Origin of the sequence: Pandoraea sp. PE-S2T-3, from assembly GCF_002179965.1 — a bacterium.
Taxonomy (GTDB): Bacteria; Pseudomonadota; Gammaproteobacteria; order Burkholderiales; family Burkholderiaceae; genus Pandoraea.
Genome location: NZ_NGUQ01000037.1, coordinates 516,258 through 531,769 on the forward strand (window position 1 = coordinate 516,258; position 15,512 = coordinate 531,769).

At 63.1% G+C, this 15,512-nt stretch carries 15 protein-coding genes; 6 read left to right on the plus strand and 9 right to left on the minus strand.

Annotated elements, in window-relative coordinates; all coding sequences use genetic code 11:
- Positions 1-34: 34 nt before the first annotated feature.
- From CDV46_RS24590 to CDV46_RS24600, 3 genes are all read right to left on the minus strand, one after another.
- Entirely contained in the window at positions 35-1,126 is a 1,092-nt protein-coding gene (locus CDV46_RS24590; protein WP_217896768.1) for an LLM class flavin-dependent oxidoreductase, read from the minus strand.
- Between the two features lie 181 nt (positions 1,127-1,307).
- The gene (locus CDV46_RS24595) at positions 1,308-2,471 is read right to left on the minus strand and encodes a DSD1 family PLP-dependent enzyme (RefSeq protein WP_087725575.1); all 1,164 of its coding nucleotides are present in this window, start codon (positions 2,469-2,471) and stop codon (positions 1,308-1,310) included.
- An 11-nt stretch (positions 2,472-2,482) separates the two neighbouring features.
- Positions 2,483-3,148 (minus strand): HAD family hydrolase, encoded by a 666-nt coding sequence (locus CDV46_RS24600; protein WP_087725577.1) that lies wholly within the window; start codon positions 3,146-3,148, stop codon positions 2,483-2,485.
- A gap of 130 nt (positions 3,149-3,278) precedes the next feature.
- On the opposite strand from CDV46_RS24600, the gene CDV46_RS24605 reads away from it, so the two are divergent.
- A complete protein-coding gene (locus CDV46_RS24605; protein ID WP_087687670.1) occupies positions 3,279-4,208 on the plus strand; it encodes a LysR family transcriptional regulator in 930 nt (309 codons plus the stop codon).
- Here CDV46_RS24605 and CDV46_RS24610 read toward each other — a convergent pair.
- Positions 4,197-5,159 (minus strand): LysR family transcriptional regulator, encoded by a 963-nt coding sequence (locus CDV46_RS24610; protein ID WP_087725579.1) that lies wholly within the window; start codon positions 5,157-5,159, stop codon positions 4,197-4,199. The genes CDV46_RS24605 and CDV46_RS24610 overlap by 12 nt on opposite strands.
- Positions 5,160-5,298: 139 nt before the next feature.
- Between CDV46_RS24610 and CDV46_RS24615 the strand changes: the two genes are divergently transcribed.
- Entirely contained in the window at positions 5,299-6,033 is a 735-nt protein-coding gene (locus CDV46_RS24615; protein WP_087726081.1) for an SDR family NAD(P)-dependent oxidoreductase, read from the plus strand.
- A gap of 18 nt (positions 6,034-6,051) precedes the next feature.
- Positions 6,052-6,261, plus strand: coding sequence for a tautomerase family protein (locus CDV46_RS24620; RefSeq protein ID WP_087687667.1), 210 nt, complete (start codon positions 6,052-6,054; stop codon positions 6,259-6,261).
- A gap of 60 nt (positions 6,262-6,321) precedes the next feature.
- On the opposite strand, the gene CDV46_RS24625 is transcribed toward CDV46_RS24620, so the two are convergent.
- From CDV46_RS24625 to CDV46_RS24645, 5 genes are all read right to left on the minus strand, one after another.
- Positions 6,322-8,523: a TonB-dependent receptor gene (locus CDV46_RS24625; protein ID WP_087725581.1), complete on the minus strand. Its 2,202-nt coding sequence runs from the start codon at positions 8,521-8,523 to the stop codon at positions 6,322-6,324.
- Positions 8,524-8,653: 130 nt separating this feature from the next.
- Positions 8,654-9,046: a hypothetical protein gene (locus CDV46_RS24630; RefSeq protein ID WP_087725583.1), complete on the minus strand. Its 393-nt coding sequence runs from the start codon at positions 9,044-9,046 to the stop codon at positions 8,654-8,656.
- A gap of 159 nt (positions 9,047-9,205) precedes the next feature.
- The gene (locus CDV46_RS24635; RefSeq protein WP_087725585.1) at positions 9,206-10,186 is read right to left on the minus strand and encodes an aliphatic sulfonate ABC transporter substrate-binding protein; all 981 of its coding nucleotides are present in this window, start codon (positions 10,184-10,186) and stop codon (positions 9,206-9,208) included.
- Between the two features lie 88 nt (positions 10,187-10,274).
- The gene (locus tag CDV46_RS24640; protein ID WP_217896769.1) at positions 10,275-11,897 is read right to left on the minus strand and encodes a glycosyltransferase family 39 protein; all 1,623 of its coding nucleotides are present in this window, start codon (positions 11,895-11,897) and stop codon (positions 10,275-10,277) included.
- A 233-nt stretch (positions 11,898-12,130) separates the two neighbouring features.
- A complete protein-coding gene (locus CDV46_RS24645; RefSeq protein WP_087725589.1) occupies positions 12,131-12,556 on the minus strand; it encodes a hypothetical protein in 426 nt (141 codons plus the stop codon).
- 56 nt (positions 12,557-12,612) lie between these two features.
- On the opposite strand from CDV46_RS24645, the gene CDV46_RS24650 reads away from it, so the two are divergent.
- The 3 genes from CDV46_RS24650 (at position 12,613) to CDV46_RS24660 (ending at position 15,431) form a co-directional block, all read left to right on the plus strand.
- Positions 12,613-13,575 (plus strand): extracellular solute-binding protein, encoded by a 963-nt coding sequence (locus tag CDV46_RS24650; RefSeq protein ID WP_249277461.1) that lies wholly within the window; start codon positions 12,613-12,615, stop codon positions 13,573-13,575.
- 15 nt (positions 13,576-13,590) lie between these two features.
- Complete coding sequence (locus tag CDV46_RS24655) at positions 13,591-14,397, plus strand: molybdate ABC transporter permease subunit (RefSeq protein ID WP_254916210.1); 807 nt, start codon at positions 13,591-13,593, stop codon at positions 14,395-14,397.
- Between the two features lie 137 nt (positions 14,398-14,534).
- Entirely contained in the window at positions 14,535-15,431 is an 897-nt protein-coding gene (locus CDV46_RS24660) for an alpha/beta hydrolase (protein WP_087726083.1), read from the plus strand.
- Positions 15,432-15,512: the final 81 nt, after the last annotated feature.

Genomic DNA, 15,512 nt, shown 5'->3' on the forward strand with positions numbered 1-15,512 from the left:
GACACCTGTATAGAGCAAGAGTGGGGGAAGAAAATCAGGCGGCGCGACGCACGCCATCTGGCGCGCCGAGGCTTGCGATGTGCCGGCGAATTGCCGGAATCAACGTTTCGCCGTAGCGGATCGTGTCGCCCAGTGGGTCGAAACCGCGAATGAGGAACGTGTCGACGCCGAGTTCGTAATAGCGTCCGAGTGCATGCGCTACCTGCTCGGGCGTGCCGACCAGCGCCGTGGAATTCCAGCGTGCACCGGTCGCTTTGGCGACACCCATCCACAGGCGTTCGTCGAGCACGTTGCCTTGTTGTGCGGCAGCCAGCAGGCGTTGCGAGCCCACGTTCTCGGGGGCCTCCACATGGAGTCCGAGACTCGCACGGGTGGCTTTGACCTGCCGCAGCACTTCGTCTGCGCGTGCCCATGCCTCGGCTTCGGTGTCGGCAACGATCGGGCGGAACGAGATCGAGAAGCGCGGCGTGCGGCCGTATTTCTGTGCGGCCGTGCGCACGCGGCCGATCAACTGTTCAACGGCGTCGAGCGGTTCACCCCACAGCATGTAGGTATCGGCATGGCGCGCAGCCACATCGATGGCCGCTTCGGACGCGCCGCTGAAGTAGATCGGAATATGCGGTTGCCGCCATGTTTTCACGGCAGGCGAAGCTTGTTCGAAGCGGTAATGCTTGCCTTCGAAATCGACGGGCGAATCGGCGGTCCAGATGCGCTTCAGGGCGTCGAGATATTCGTCGGTGCGCGCATATCGCGCATCGTGTTCGAGGAAGTCGCCGTCGCGGCGCAGGTCGGCGTCGTTGCCGCCGGACACCACGTTGAGCGCGACGCGTCCCCGCGAGAATTGATCGAGGGTCGCCAGTTGGCGAGCGGCCAGCGGCGCGGCAATCACACCGGGGCGATAGGCCAGCAGAATGCCGAGGCGCTGTGTGGCAGCGGCCACATAGCTGCTCACGATGGACCCTTCCGGGCCGTTGGAGAAGTACCCGATGAGGGCCCGGTCGAAGCCGGCAGTCTCGTGCGCTTGCGCCATGCGTGTGACGAAAGCCGGGTCGACGGCAGCGCCCGACGGCTGGTCGACTTCGGAGCCCGGGGCCGCCGTGATCATGCCGATGATTTCTACGCTCATGGGTGCGCTCCAGTGCAAGCAGACGAAAATTGGCCGCGCGTCATACCGGTGGGCACCATCGTTTGACGATCCGGTATGAGGCGAAGCCGTTCAGCTTGGCATTGCAGGGCAGCGTAGGGAACGAAGCAAATCGGGAAACGTTATGCGGGGTAGTCGCATAAGCATCCCGATTCGCTTGAGATTACCAGCCGTGAAGCCGTGACCATGTGCCGGTATCGGCGTGAGGATCGATGGCGTGATAGCCCGGAAATTGCGCACCGGTGGCGCAGGCGTGATTCGGCAGAATGCGCAGCAACGTGCCGATGGGAAAGCGCGACACGATATCGGGATCGGCGTCGCCTTCGCGCGAGAGTACGCCATGCTCCTGATTGGCGCCACTAAGCACATAGCCCGGCACGACCGTGCCGTCGACACGGCACACCTGTCCGTAGCCGAAGTCGTGCTTCTGCTTTGACGTGCCCCGGTCGCGGCTCATCGCCATCCAGCCCGCGTCGACGATCGCCCAGCCCTTGTCAGCCTGATGACCGATCACCGTGGTGAGCACGCTGAGCGCCAACTCGTCGGTCGTGCAGACGCCGATGTTGTGCATGACGAGATCGAAGAAGACATACACGCCTGCGCGCACTTCGGTCACGCCTTCCAGATGCGTGGCCGCCAACGCCGTGGGTGTCGAACCCACGCTGACGACCGGGCAGGGCAGGCCCGCATCGCGCAAGCGGGTAGCCGCGAGCACACATCCGGCGCGCTCCTGTTCCGCCATCGCCGCGAGGGCTTCGGGGGTGTCGAGCTCATAGCTTGAACCAGCGTGCGTCATCACGCCGCCCAGCGTTGCGCCGCCTTCATGCAGCACGCGGCCCACGTCGAGCAGGGCGGCTTCGTCCGGACGGATGCCGGAGCGGTGGCCGTCCGTGTCGATCTCGATCCACACTTCGAAGGTCTCGCCGTACTCCGCACCGAACGCGACGATGGCCTGTGCCGACGCGACGCTGTCGGTGATGATCTTCAGATCGCAACCACGGCGACGCAATGCCAGCGCAGCGGGGAGCTTGCTCGCCACCATGCCGACGGCATAGAGAATGTCGGTGACGCCGTCGTCAAAAAATTGCGCGGCTTCCTTGAGCGTGGAGACGGTAATGCCCGCTGCACCAGCGGCGATCTGCGCCTGCACGACTTGCGAACACTTGCTCGTCTTCACGTGGGGACGAAAGCGCACGCCGAGTGCGTTCATCCGGTCTTGCATGCGACGGATGTTGTGCTGCATGCGCGGTACGTCGATGACAGCCGCCGGTGTTTCCAGCGTCTGCAACGTGAGCGCCGAGGCCGTCGTCTCTTGAATGGTCGTCATGACGGGTCTCCTCAAGCCGTTGCGCCGAACGTGCGCAGCCACGGCAACACGGGCTCGAGTGTGGGGGCTTCGCGCTCGGGCGATGGCGCGCCTTCGGGCAAGGTCAGGCCGATGCGGTTATGCCAGAACGTGCGCATGCCGACCACCGAGGTGCCGAAAAGGTCGTAACCGGAGCCCGCAACGAAGGCCGCTTCGTCAGCCGATACCCCCAATTGCGCGAGGGCCAGCCGGTACGGGCGCGGATCGGGTTTGTAGAAGCCCGCTTGTTCGGAGGTCACCACCACGTCCCAGTCGATACCGAGCAGGTCGGCCGCTTGTCGGCCCAGCCGCTCGGAGCAGTTCGTGACCACCGCCAGCTTGCAATGGGGGCGCAGCGCCTGAAGCAATTCGCGGGCGCCGTCCCAAGCGGGCAGCGTGGCCCATTGCGCTTCGAGGGCTTCAGGTGCAGATGCGGGCAGGCCGACGTGTTCGGCGGCCTCACGCACCAGTTGCTCATAGCTCACGTAAGCCCCGCAGCCGTAGGTGCGGCGCAGATACTCTGCGCGCCACGCGCGGCCGGTGGCTTCGCTGCCAGCGGCGGTGTTCCACACGGTCCATGAATCGAGCAACGCGGTGAGCAGGTCGAACAAGACGGCACGCGGCCAAGCGGCGGGAGCGGAAGCGTCGTGAGTGGGCATTCGGGGGCCTTTTGTCGTTGGGTTTTCGATGAGGGAAGACGGTTGACGGCATCGTCACTGGCCTTAAGTGTAGAAACGATACCGTTACCCGTGGTTAAATTCCGGAACATCAATGCTTAAGCACAGGTTAATGATCCAGATCGAAGACCTACGGCTCGTCGAAGCGCTGGCACAGGCGCCATCGCTCAGCGCAGCGGCCCGATTGCTCAATGTGACACCGCCTGCGTTGTCCGCGCGCTTGCGCAAGCTCGAAGCCACATTGGGGCTTGCGCTCGCCACGCGAACGTCGCGCCAGCTGAGCCTGACCGCAGAGGGCGAACGCTTCGCTCGCGAGGGGGCGGCGCTGCTTGCGCAGCTCGACGCGTTACCCGAATCGTTTCGACGTGACGACAGCCGGCTGACCGGTACGTTGCGCGTTGCAGCACCGTTCGGTTATGGACGTCATCACGTCGCCCCCGCATTGGCGCGTTTTGCCCAGTTGCATCCCGATTTGCACTTGCAACTGGATTTGCGCGAGACGCCGTGGCCTGACAAGCACGATTCCGACGCCGTCATCCATGTGGGCGCGGTGCGGGACTCGTCATGGATTGCACGTCCGTTGGCACCGAACGCGCGCTGGTTGTGCGCGAGCCCGGCGTATTTGCGCCGCTTCGGTATGCCCGCCGAGCCGCACGATCTGCTGCGTCATCGATGTATCTGCATTCGGGAGAACGATGAGGACGTAACGCTGTGGCGTTTTCGGCGACCGGGCGTGGCGAAGGGTGTGCGTGGCAGTCGAGCCACCGCACGCGACAGTGTGCGCGTGGTGCCTGCCTATACGAGCAACGACGGGAGTGTGGCGCGTGAGTGGGCGGAGCAGGGGCTGGGACTGGTGCTGCGCTCAGAGTGGGACACGCGTGAGGCCGTCGCGGCCGGCACGCTGGTTCGCGTGCTGGCCGACTGGACCTTCGACAGCGCGCCGGTCACCTTGCTGGTGCCGACCCGGCGTGGCCGGACGGCGCGGCTACAGGCGCTGATGGCATTCCTCGACGAGACGCTGGGTACGCCGTCAAGGCGTTGACCGACGTCGGCGGCTGCCGCCAGCCACTGAGGGTTTGCGCGTCTCGGCCACGGCTTCGAGCAAGTAGTCGACAAAGACTCGGGCGCGCGACGGCAGCGTCTTGCCATGCGGATACATCAAGCTGACCGGGCGTGACCGGCCGCCGATGCTGGCGAGTACCTCCACCAGCCGTCCGGTAGCGAGATCGTTTTCCACGATGAAGCGGTAGGTCTGGAACAGTCCGGCACCGGCCTTCGCAAGCGTCACGCCCGAGAGGACGTCGTCAGCACATCGATAGCTGCCTTGCGCGGCGTACTCCACGTCATTACCCGCCTCGCGAAACAGCCACGGAATCGGCCGGCCAGTGCTCGGCAAATCAAATTCGATGCAATCGTGATCGGCAAGATCGGCGAGCGTCTTCGGTGTGCCCGCGCGTTTCAGATAGTCGGGGTGGGCGATGACGACGAGGGTGGCGTCTTCGAGATGTCGGGCGACCAGACTCGATTCGGGCTGGGCACGAAAGCGAATCGCAAAGTCGAAGCGCTCCTCGTGCAGGTCGACGTTGTGGTTACTGACCTGCACGTGCAGCTTGATAAGCGGGTATTTCGCACGAAAGGCCGGGAGCAGCGGCAGCAGCCGGTAGTGGCCGTAGGTGGTGGGCACGCTGATACGTACCGTACCGGAGGGCTGGACCTGCGCGCCGGAGACACGGCGCTCCGCCTCGGTCAGCAGGGCGAGCGCGGTACGGCATTCCTCGAAATAGGCGCTGCCGCCCTCGGTCAGCCGAATGCTGCGCGTGGACCGCACGAACAGGCGCACGCCCAGCCGTTGCTCGAGCCGGGCGACGGAGCGGCTCACGGCAGCAGGTGTTACCCCGGCCAGATTGGCAGCCGCCGTGAAGCTGCCTGCCTCGGCCGCCAGACAGAACAGTTCGATGCTGCCGAGCAGGACGTCGTCGAATTGCCGCTGCATATTGATTACACGATGTAAAAAGACAAGTGTAGCGGCATGTGTTTTTCGCGTCTTGATTCATCAATAAAGTGGCTCTCAACCCGCGGGGCGTTCGCAGAGGGCGATGCACTGGCAGGGCAATTTTTACGAGAGGGTCATCATGAGCAAATCGGACAAGACGGTTGTCATCACGGGCGCATCCAGCGGCATCGGGCTGGGGCTGGCGCAACGTTTTCTGAAAGACGGCTACAACGTGGTCGGCACGGGCCGCAGCCAAGCGCGGCTTGACCAGACGGCCGCGCTTCTGGATGCCGGTGAGCGATTTTTACCGCTGGCAGGCGGCGTGGCAGAGCCGGGCGTGGCAAAAGCGGTGTTCGCCAGCGCCATCGCGGCATTCGGTCACGTGGATGTGCTGGTGAACAACGCCGGCATCTTCGCCGCGAAGCCGTTCGTTGATTTCACGCCGGAAGAGATCAACGAGCAGATCGACACGAACCTGAAAGGCACGCTGTATTTCTCGCAGGAAGCCGCACGCCACATGAGTGAGCGCCGTGCCGGGCGGATCATCAACATCACGGCGGCGGTGGCGATGCAAGCGAATACGGCGGTGCCGGCGCTCATGGCCGCTGTCCTCAAGGGCGGGCTCAATCAGGCGACTCGCGCACTAGCACTCGAACTGGCGCCGTTCGGTGTGACGGTCAATGCGGTGGCACCGGGCGTGGTCGATACGCCGATGCACCCGGCCGCGACGCACGAGGCACTGAGTCGCATCCATCCGCTCGGCCGGATTGCGAAGGTCGAAGAGATTGCCGACGCCGTGGCTTATCTGGTGAACGGCGCATTCGTGACGGGCACGGTACTGCCGGTCGACGGCGGATACAGCGCAGGCCGTTGAGACAACCGGGAGCCAATCATGCCATTCGTGAGCATTCGTATTACCCGTGAAGGGAACACCGCCGAACAAAAGGCGCAGGTCATCCGTGAAGTGACCGAAACGCTGCAACGCGTACTCAACAAAGCACCGGAAAAGACGCACATCGTGATCGAGGAAGTCGACACGGATAACTGGGGTTATGCGGGGGAGACGACGACCGAATTCCGGCGGAAGTCGGGCGGTCGCTGAGGCAGCGGGCCGCCGCGTCGCGCGCTCACGACAAGCGAAGCGACAGCGGCGGCGTCACACTCAGAACGGCTTCGACATTGCGAGATAGAAGGTGCGGCGCGGCCCGAACTGCGGCGCGCCTACGCCGATGCCCGTGCCGTCGCGCAGTTCATACACGCGGTCGAACAGGTTGATGACCGAGAGCTTCGCGTCGAACCGGCCCAGACCCGGCAGGTCGATCTTCTGGCCCACGCCAAGGTTGACCTGAAAATACGCTGGCAGGTGCCCGGTGTTGGCAAAGCCGCTGCGCAGGCCCGAACCGAACAGGACATCCGTCGACAACAGGGTCTTGCCCCATTGGTACGACGCACCGGCTGACGCCGTCAGTTGCTGGTCGTGATCCAGATGCACCCAGTGGCTGTTGATGTAGGCAAGCTCGTCGGCGCCGAAATTGAATTGCCCGGTTTCGATGCCTTCACCCATCGCGCGCGACACCGACACATTCAGATACGCCCCCACATTGCCCTGATGGAAGTTGACCGTACCTTCCACGCCGTACACGCGTCCCTTGTCGTAATTGAACGTCGAATAGATCAGCGCATTGCCAAACTGCCCTTCGTCCTGAAGATGGCGCACGTGCCGGTAGTACGCATCGAGCCCCACGGTGATCGACGAGGTCAGTTGATGCGAAATCCCCAGATCGAAATAGTCAGAGCGCTCGGCCTTCACCGCCGTGTTGGCATCGGACGGCAGCGCGTTGGTCGTGTTCAGAAATTTGGCGACTGACGTCGTATCGATCTTCTCGGTGGCCGGCGGCGTGAAGTAGCGCGCATAACCGGCGTGCACCCGGGTTCGGCTCGACAAGTCGTACGTCAGACCCAGACGCGGCGAGAGCTGCCCCTCGTCGGTCACCGTGTTGACGTGGTCGTAGCGTGCGCCGTAGTTGATCGTCAGGCGCTCGGTGGCCTTCCACTCGTCTTGCAGGTAAAGCCCGTAGGTGGTGCCGCGATCGCTCGCGTTGTCCACGATGGTGAAGGGGGTGCCGCTCGATTGCTGACCGTCCACGGCCGGAAACACGCTCGACGTGTTGTTCACGCTGAACTGTTCCTGCTGCACGAACAGACCGAAGCGCAGCGTGTGGCGGTCGTTGAGCTTGTAGCTGCTGTCGGCCTGCACACCATAGGCTTCATTGCGCCGGGTAATGTCGGACGCGACGCCGTTGTACGCCAGATCGCCGAGCGGGTCGGGGGTGTAGTCGACACGGGTCGTGCGGTGGAACAGCGAAATCTGTGTGTCCAGTTGCGGCGACAGATGACTCTGCCACGACAACACCTGAAAGTCGTTACGTTCCTGCTGATGGGCGTTCAGGCTGGCCGAGTCGGGGATCACGCCACTGTCGAGCGTGTACGACGGTGCGACGCCCGGCAGATTGGGAATCTGAAAGCGATTATTGGCCGTGCCGAACATGAACGACACACGGTTATCGGCGTTGAGCAGATACGACATCATGCCGAACGCGTTGGTCTGGTTCGTGTGATCGTGAATAGCGTTGCGATCGCCGGTCGGATTCTCGATGCCGAGGTCGTTGGCCGACACGCGCGCGCTGAAGTAATACGACAACGCCCCCTTGGTGCCGTACAACTGGGTGTTGACCTCGCGGTCGGCGTGGCTGCCGAAGACGACGCCGACTTCACCGCCGAAGGCCTTCGGCGGCTCGCCGCTGTCGGCGGCCTCACCGGGCGATCCCTTCGTATGGATATCGACAATGCCTGCGGTGCGATAGCCGAACTGGGCCGGTAGTGCGCCTGTAATCAGGTTGATCTGCGAGGCAATACGCGCATCGATCGCCTGACCGAAGCCACTGATGGCCTCGGGAATGATCACGCCGTCGATCCGGTACTGCAAGTTGGCATGGTCGCCACGTACGTGCAGTTGCCCGTAGGAGTCCTGCACCACGCCGGGCGCTTGCAGCAGGACTTGATTGAGCGGCGTGTTGGCGCCGAGCGGCAGCGTCTCGATGTCGGTGCGGTCGAAGTTGTAGACCGAACTGCCGGTGTCGGGGGAGAGCGCGTTGCGCGCCGCATCGAGCCGCTTGGCCGAAATCGTGGTGCCGGACAGCGAGACGTTGGGGTCGCTCTTGGCCGCGTCGTTTCCGGCGGGGGCCGGTGTGCTTTGCGCGTGAACGTTGACGACGAAGGCCGAGGCTGCGGCGGCAGCAATGGCGTGGCGGGTGAGCGCGGCGAACCGCGCGCTTCTGAAGCTGGTTCCGGAGTTGGCAATCATGCCGATCCTCAGTGTGCGTGACGTGTGGACGCCGTGCGGTCGAACGCGGGCGCAGGCAGGCGCTCGCGCGGCATACCTCGCGTTATCCACGAGTTACCGGTGAGTTATCGACGACGGCGAATCTTCTGGTTCAGGCGAACAACACTGAGACGGCGGGCGGGTCGCGGTTACGGGTAGGGCCCGGGGAGATCGAACGCACGCGCACGGGCGGCGCTGGCGGGTAATGCCATTCACGCACGGCTGCCATCGGTGTGATGGCAGGGACGCTGGTCAGGGCGACATCGACGGCGATGAATGCCAGACATTCTTCACAGACACCATCGTCGTGCGGGCTGGCGTGCTGATCGGCGCGTGGACTACCGGCGCTGGCTTCGAAGGCATTGTCGAGCGCGTTGTCTAGCTGAGCGCGTGCGGCACTGATGCCCAGCGCCACGGCCGTGTGCGCCACGATATGGCGTGCGAGCGCGGCCTGCGAGACAAGCAGGCAAACGACGAGCCAGAGGGGAAGCCAGCGGCGAAACATGGGCCGGTGCGCGCAATCGAAGACGAAGACGGTGACAGGAGGGTGCTGTCCCAAGCAGGACGCACGCGATAATGCAACTCAATTACAATGCAACTGAGTTGCGAATTCTGTCACATTCGCACCGGCTTTGCCAAGCGGAAAGCCGTTTTATCGGGGATGTCAGCCGATGGCGTTGGGAAGTGTCGCATCTGCGACACGGATCGGGCGGGGGATGAGTTTGAGTTGCAGGAAGGTGTCGGCGATGCGCTGTTGCGCCTCCAGCACCGGTTTCGAGACGGGTTTGTAAATGTGGGCGTAGTGCCGCAGTCCCTTCTCGATGATCTTCGCGTCCAGCCCCTGAATCGGCGCGAGCTTGGCGGCGGCCCCGGCGTAATCCGCGCGAATCTGCTGACCGGTTTCACTCAGCGCGTCGAGCGTTGCCTTGATGACATCGGCGCGCTTCTCGGCGAAGGTCCGCTGGCTCAGGAAGAACTGATGGTGATCGGCCGCGCCCTCGGCATTGGCCAGCAAGCGCACCGGACTCTGTTCGAGCACGGCGGAGAAAAACGGATCCCAGATCGCCCACGCGTCGACCGAGCCACGCTCGAGCGCGGCGCGCGCGTCGGCCGGGGCGAGATAGACCGGTTCGATGTCGCCGAAGTCGAGTCCATGTTTGCGCAGCAGGGCGATGATGAACCAATGGACATCCGAGCCCTTGTTGAACGCGACCTTGCGCCCCTTGAGATCGGCGACTGTCTTGATCGGCGAGGTGTTGGCGACGACGACCCCTTCGGCCAACGGCGTCGGAATCTCATAGGCGCTGTAGACGAAGTCGGCCCCGGCGGCCTGTGCAAACACCGGCGGCGCTTCTCCCACGTAACCGAAATCGATCGCGCCGACGTTCAGGCCTTCGAGCAACTGCGGCCCGGCGGCAAACTCGGCCCATGTCACCTGCACGCCCAGCGGGCGCAGCCTGGCTTCCAGTGAACCGTTTGCCTTGGCGAGCACCAGCGTGCTCGCGGCCTTCTGATAGCCGATACGGAATTTGCCCGCTTCGAAGGCGGCGCGTGCCGGCAAGGCTAAGGAGGCGGTGCCGGCCGCAGCGCATGCGCCGAGCAGCGTGAGAAATTGTCGACGAGTCGGATTGCCGGAGTGCGCCATATGCGTTGCCCGTATCAGAAGAGACTGTGGACGTCCGATTATCCATACCGGTCTCGCACGGGCAACGAAGCGATAGTGCTTTAGATATTCAGCGCTGCGGCGCAATGTAGGCAACGCACATCGTCACCGGTTCTGCGCCGCCGTGATACGAGAACGGCACCGTCTCGTACGCGTCGATTTCCAGATCGGGCCATTGCACCAGTGTCTTGCCGAAACCGGCTCTGCGGCATGGCCGCCCCGGGTGGCCCAGCAGCATTGCGCCGTGAGCGCGCACCTCGGCGGCGTCGATATCCTTCGTATAGATGTTGGGCCGGTGTTCGGGTGACCAGCGCATCAGCAAATGCGGATTACCCCGCGCATAGAACGTCACCCACTTGGCGACATTGTCATGACCGACGTAGCGCAGCGGCGTGTGATAACGCGTCTGCCAGCGCTGTTCCAACGCGAGACTCGCGGTCTTCAATCCCACGAATTTCTGCCCGGCGTTGCGGAAATTGGCGCTCAGGAATATCGCGTAACCCGCGAGCACCAGCACCCCAGCCGCAGGCAACCAGCGCGTGGTTCGCCACAAACGCGCATTCGTGCCGGGCCACACACACGCGGCCAGCAGCGCTGGCGCGGGCACGGCAAATGGTTGCAACCATTCGGAGATGCGGCCGCCTTCGTGCCATGTGAAGTAGAGCAGGATCGGCACCAGCGGCGGCAACAACACGCACGCGGCAATGGCGACCGGTGAGCAGGCGGGGCCCGTCGTATTCTGCGAATCGTATGGCACTCGCCAAGGCCAGGTCAGGCGGCCGCCCGTCAAACGCACGATCAGCGCAAGCACGATCAGCGGATAAAACGCGCTCAGTGCCCCGCACAGCGCACGCGAGTTCAGGCGCGGCTTGATCTGATCGTCGACCCAGCGAAACGCGGCGAAGTCGTGTTGCGCTAGCCAGACGATATTCGGCAGGACGATCGCGGCGAAGAGGGCAAGGCCCAGCAGAAACGCCGGGTGCCGGTAGTGTCGGCGTGTCTGCGGTGTACAGAGCGTGACGATGAACATCGTGCCGAGTAGCGCGAACGTCGAGTATTTCGTCATCGCGGCCAGACCGGCGACGAGTGCAAACACCGGCCAGAGGCGCGGCGTGTCGTACAGCGCCCGAATGAACAACCACAGCATCCATGGCCAGAGCATGACCAGCAGAAAGTTGTCGTTGTACGGGAGGATGTCGATGTTGATGGCTCCCGAGACATGCAGGGTCAACATGGCGAGCCATGCGAGACGCCGGCTGCCCGACAGCCGGTGCGCAAGGTGCCAGACACCGAGCATGCCGATGGCGACACCCGCAAAATGCGACGCGTACCAATAGAGACTCAGGGCATTGCCTTCCAGTCCCAGCGCGGGCCACATCGAGAGGCCGACGAGCCACGGATTCTTCGGCGTACCCCATTCGGCATTGCGTGCCCAGTTGAACGCTTCGACGGCGTCGAAGGGCACCGTGGGATCGAGCATCGCGCTCACCAGCGACCAGATCACGGCATAGAGCGCAACGTAAGCGGCGGGCGATCTTATGGCCGCCGCCGCGAATCGTCTGATGCGGCTCGGGCGGGCGGCTATTGGCCGGGGGCGTGACGACAGATCGGCGAGGCCTCCCGACGCAAAGCCGGCAGCCATCGAGGCCGAAGGGAACACGGGTTCCGAAGCGGAGATTTGGGTTTTTCGCATGGGCGCTTGGACTCCGCGCGCGAGAACCTGTTCGTGCAGTTATGTCGCAATCCGAACTAGATGAATCGGATGATGAATATTGCGAAGCGCCTTGTTCTAATTGGATTTTTTGACGCTTCGTTTGTCGCAGATTTGCTGTTTTCGTTCATGCTCGTTCACAAACGAAAACACATCAAAACGAATGAAAACCAATGGCAACAATTCTGCGCCGGGTTTTGCCGCCCGTGTGGAATTCAATGCGTGTCGTCGGCGTCGACGAGGGCGTCGACCATCAGCGAAGGATCGACGAGTCGTACGCGCTGATCGACAAAGTAGCCACCGCCTTCCTGATAGCGAAGGTACAGACGATCGCACTCGCGGCAGCGGCAGACTTGGCTTCGGTTGTAGGGGAAATAACGGGGTGCGATCGGCGCATCGACTGCCCAGTACGACGTGCCATTCGGATGAAACTCGGCGAACGTCGGTTCCTGTGTGTCGTTCGGCGCCATGAGTGTTGCGATGGGTTCCAACTGGGCATCGGGCAGCGAATTTGGCAGGCTGGCCCAGCCGTCGAGCGGGGTCCGGGTGCACGAGCAGGGGGCTGTCGCAGACGGGAGATTCGCCGCCGATTGGGCGAGCGTCAGCAACGCCGTGTAATCAAGGTAGGGTAGATCGCTCATCAAAATCTAATATATGATATTCGTTATATAACAACTTATATAACGGAGTTCCGGCTGTGAAGAAGAAGTGGTTTTCTGCGCGCGTCGTCGCGACGATGAAGCATACCCTGTGTCTCACGGCGGCGGCACTGGCTGTCGCACACGCCAAGGCGGACGAGACGTTCCGTGTCGCGTACGCCGGGTCGATGGGTGTCGTGATGGACAAGGCCTTGGGGCCGGCGTTCGCGCAGCGCGAACATGTGACCTATCAGGGGCAAGGCGAGGGCGCCTATGGGCTGGCCCGTTTGCTGGCGTCGGGACGCTCGACGGCCGATGTCTTCGTCTCGATCACCCCCGGGCCGATGGCCATTCTCAAAGACGCGGGGTTGATCGACGAGGCGGTACCGGTCGCCAGCACGCGCATGGTGATCGCGTACAACCCGAAGGGCCGCTTTGGCGACGCGTTGCGGCTTGCCGGCAGCGACGCTGCGCACCCGGCTTGGTGGAAGGTGTTGCAGACGCCGGGGCTGCGCTTCGGCCGGACTGACCCCGCGACCGATCCGCAGGGGCAGAACATCGTGTTCACGCTGATGCTTGCGCAGAAGTACTACGACCAGCCGGGGCTGGCCCAATCGGTGCTCGGCGATATTCGCAACCCGCAGCAGGTGTTCGGTGAAGGTGGTCTGCTCACGCGGCTGGAAGCGGGGCAGGTCGATGCCGCCTCAGGCTATGAGAGTGCCACGCGTTCGGCCAAGCTGCCCTACATCGCGCTGCCGGACGAAATCAACCTGAGCAATCCCGCGTTTGCCAAGGCTTGGTACGACACAGTCGATTTCTCGCTGCCCGGTGCCGATGGCAAGACCAAGACCGTGCGTCCGCAACCGCTCGTGTTCTACGCCGCCAAGCTGAAGAATTCGCCGCACCCCGAGGCCGCCGAGCGATTCATCGCGTTCATGACGTCGACACAAGGCCAGCAATTGTTTGATGCGAATGGATATGGCAAGCCGAAGGGCGACGCGCTGTACCCGCAGCACAACTAAGCGGCGCACAAGCACGTGTTGAAGTGGATCCGTGGTACGCCGCGCGCCGTGGCGCGTCTGAGCGATGGCATCACGTGGATGTTGCTCGCGATTCCATTTGTCGCGCTGGTGGCGCAAACGCCGTGGCGTCATTTCAGGCTTGCTTATGGCGACTGGGATGCCGTCGCGGTGTCGCTCGGGCTGTCGTGCCTCTCGACGGCGATCGTCGTCGCGCTCGGCACACGTGTGGCACTTTGGCTGGCTACCACGCGCTCGCGCATGGCACGTGTGGCAGAAGTGCTGGTGCTCGTGGCGCTGATGACGCCACCACTCGCGATGGGCATTCTGCTCGCGTCCGCCTATGGCCCGGTCGGCACCTTTGGTTCGCTGCTGTCGCGCGCCGGCATTCTGCTCGGCAACAATGCCCCGGCCTTTGTGCTGTCGCAGGTCTACGGCGGACTGCCTTACTTCATTCTCGCGGCGCGCGCAGCCTTCGAGGCCGTGCCGCCCGTGCTGCCGATGGCCGCCAGCACGCTCGGTGCGACGCCATGGCGTGTGTTCCGGCACGTGACGTTGCCACTCGCGCGCGGCGGTCTGACCACCGGTCTGGTCATCGCGTGGGTGCGTGTCATCGGCGAGTTCGGCATCGTGATGATCTTCGCGTACTTTCCGCAAGGCATTCCGGTCAAGCTCTACGTCAACCTGCAAAACGACGGGTTGGGCGCTGTCTACGCGTTGCTCTGGTTGCTGCTGGTAGTGGCGTTGCCGCTGCCGATCGTGGTGTTGATGCGCGCACGCCGCAGCCACCGGCGAACCACTGGCGAGGATGACACGGTGTACTGAACATGCGCGCCGGCCATCGATTCCATCCCCTGAAAATCATTTCAAATGTTAATCTTTCGGGCGCCCGGCATTCAGAGCCGGGTGTTCTGGATAACTAGACAGCGTCACGATTTCCCCCAGGAGGGTATGTGTTCAAGATGTTCGGTCAAACCGGTGCGAGCTTCGCACGACAAGTGGCGACGGGTGTCATCGCCGCAGCAGCACTGAGCAGTTCGTTCGCCAACGCGAGCGAGGTGCTTTCCAGCGAGGTGTACAGCAAGAACCTGTCGCGCCCGCTCACGTATAACGTCTATCTGCCGACGGGCTATGAATCGTCGGGCAAGACCACGTACCCGGTGCTGTATCTGCTGCACGGCAACGATGGCGTGCGTAACGACTGGGTGGTCAAGGGCCATATGCAGTCGACGATGGACAAATTGATCAGCCACGGCGACATTCCCCCGGCCATCGTGATCATGCCGGACGCCAATACCAACTGGTATGTCGATCTGAAAGAACGCATGGAGACGGCGTTCTTCAGCGAGTTGATTCCCCACGTCGAGAAAACGTACCGCACGATCACGACCCGCGATGGCCGTCTGATCGGCGGCCTGTCGATGGGCGGGTATGGCGCGCTGCGTTACGTGCTCAAGTACCCGGAGAAGTTCAAGGCGGCGGCGCTGCTCAGTCCGGCGATCTACAACCCGGAACCGCCCAAGGATTCGTCGGCCCGCTTCGTGAAGGTGTTTGCCGAACCCAATACGGGCGGCGAGTACAGTGCGCGCGTCTGGCAGGCGAACAACTATCCGGTGTTCTTCGACGCGTTTCTGAAGAAGGGCATCAAGGTGCCGATGTACATCAACTCGGGCGATGACGACGACTTCAACATCGAGTCGGAAGCCACGCGTTTTTATGAATTGCTGCGCGCCAACAAGCAACCGGCCGAGCTTCGCATCGTGGATGGCAAGCACGAGTGGCCGGTCTGGTCGAGCACGCTGCCCGACGCGCTGAAGTACATCTTCCGCGACGTGCAACGTCCGCAACGTCAGGACTAAGCTAGCCGTCAATCGCTGGCTGAAGAAAAGCCCCGTGCGCTTCGATGAAGCGAATCACGGGGCTTTTTTACGACTGAAGCA

What these genes read in the sequence shown, in the direction of transcription:
- CDV46_RS24590 (WP_217896768.1), bottom strand. Translation starts at nt 1,126, where the DNA reads ATGAGCGTAGAAATCATCGGCATGATCACGGCGGCCCCGGGCTCCGAA.
- CDV46_RS24595 (WP_087725575.1), bottom strand. Translation starts at nt 2,471, where the DNA reads ATGACGACCATTCAAGAGACGACGGCCTCGGCGCTCACGTTGCAGACG.
- CDV46_RS24600 (WP_087725577.1), bottom strand. Translation starts at nt 3,148, where the DNA reads ATGCCCACTCACGACGCTTCCGCTCCCGCCGCTTGGCCGCGTGCCGTC.
- CDV46_RS24605 (WP_087687670.1), top strand. Translation starts at nt 3,279, where the DNA reads ATGATCCAGATCGAAGACCTACGGCTCGTCGAAGCGCTGGCACAGGCG.
- CDV46_RS24610 (WP_087725579.1), bottom strand. Translation starts at nt 5,159, where the DNA reads ATGCAGCGGCAATTCGACGACGTCCTGCTCGGCAGCATCGAACTGTTC.
- CDV46_RS24615 (WP_087726081.1), top strand. Translation starts at nt 5,299, where the DNA reads ATGAGCAAATCGGACAAGACGGTTGTCATCACGGGCGCATCCAGCGGC.
- CDV46_RS24620 (WP_087687667.1), top strand. Translation starts at nt 6,052, where the DNA reads ATGCCATTCGTGAGCATTCGTATTACCCGTGAAGGGAACACCGCCGAA.
- CDV46_RS24625 (WP_087725581.1), bottom strand. Translation starts at nt 8,523, where the DNA reads ATGATTGCCAACTCCGGAACCAGCTTCAGAAGCGCGCGGTTCGCCGCG.
- CDV46_RS24630 (WP_087725583.1), bottom strand. Translation starts at nt 9,046, where the DNA reads ATGTTTCGCCGCTGGCTTCCCCTCTGGCTCGTCGTTTGCCTGCTTGTC.
- CDV46_RS24635 (WP_087725585.1), bottom strand. Translation starts at nt 10,186, where the DNA reads ATGGCGCACTCCGGCAATCCGACTCGTCGACAATTTCTCACGCTGCTC.
- CDV46_RS24640 (WP_217896769.1), bottom strand. Translation starts at nt 11,897, where the DNA reads ATGCGAAAAACCCAAATCTCCGCTTCGGAACCCGTGTTCCCTTCGGCC.
- CDV46_RS24645 (WP_087725589.1), bottom strand. Translation starts at nt 12,556, where the DNA reads ATGAGCGATCTACCCTACCTTGATTACACGGCGTTGCTGACGCTCGCC.
- CDV46_RS24660 (WP_087726083.1), top strand. Translation starts at nt 14,535, where the DNA reads ATGTTCGGTCAAACCGGTGCGAGCTTCGCACGACAAGTGGCGACGGGT.